This is a genomic window from Streptomyces sp. NPDC055815, assembly GCF_053616475.1.
Genome location: NZ_JBSHDU010000194.1, coordinates 1 through 1,061 on the forward strand (window position 1 = coordinate 1; position 1,061 = coordinate 1,061).

1 protein-coding gene is annotated in these 1,061 nt (G+C 65.5%); it reads right to left on the reverse strand.

Annotated features, from left to right (window positions below):
• Nucleotides 1-122: 122 nt before the first annotated feature.
• Nucleotides 123-500, reverse strand: coding sequence for a hypothetical protein (locus ACWGN5_RS41945; protein WP_453524299.1), 378 nt, complete (start codon nucleotides 498-500; stop codon nucleotides 123-125).
• Nucleotides 501-1,061 lie beyond the last annotated feature (561 nt).

The following is a 1,061-nucleotide window of genomic DNA, read 5'->3' on the forward strand; positions in this document are numbered from 1 at the left end:
CGGGGTGCCGCGCCCGGCCGTTTGTGGCGCCCCCCAATTCGTGCCCCTCCGTGGGCTGCCGCCCGGCCTTGCCGTCGCGGCGGGGCCGGGGCCGGGGCCCGGACCGCTCCACCGCAGAGGTTCTAACGGTCGTCGTTCGGGCGGTCGTCGTACCCGCACCGGTCCGGGTTGAGCTGGACGTTCAGGCAGGCGGTCACCTTGCTCACGTAGTTGGTGGTGTCCATGCCGCTGTACTTCGTGGAGCCGTTGCCGTCGTAGTTGTCGAGTCGCAGGCCCGAGTTGTTCTTGCGGTCGTACAGCGTGTAGACCGCGTGGCTGTCCCCAGCCGTGTCGGCGACCGCCACCGCACCGTTGGTGCCATGGCTATAGGCCCAGACCGAGTCCTGGTAGTACGAGTCCAGGTTCTCCCCGACGCCGGCGAATGCCTGGCCGGCGCCCATCAGTGCCGTGACGGCTGCGGCTGTGACCATGACCTTGGCGGCAGTCCTTCCGAAGGACATAACCCTCCCCTTTCGGTTGTGGAACAGAAGAGCGCTGCGATGCGGCGGGCCTTCCTCGCTCGCCGTCGCGGCCCAGCCACAGTTACACAGCGGAATTACCCCTGCAAGAATTTTCATTGATTCCAAACCGCAGGCCCGGAGCTACTCAACTCGCTTCCCTCACGCCGCGTACGAGCCGTGAGGTCGATGTCCGGAGCGCCCCCCTTCGGGCCCCTCCAGCAGAATTCGCCGTAACGGAGAATGGCCATTTGGCGCACGAAAACCCTTGAGCTCCTTCCCTGCCTCCCCGGACCACTCCACACCGGAAACGACGCAGACGGGGGCCGCAGGGTGCCGCGCAGGCCGGCGATCGGCTTAAAACTGATGCAGTTCGACCGAAGACATCCCGTGAGTGCCCCCTGGGGACCCGGAAGAAGCTAAATCCGCGGACCCGATCCCATGGGCGGGATGCCCGGATGGGGTCGATTAGGGTCTGTTGCGAAAGTTGATCTTGTTCGTTGATGATCACCTGTCGTGGGACGTGGTGATCTGACGAATGGCCAGTGGGCCCGGCTTGAGCCG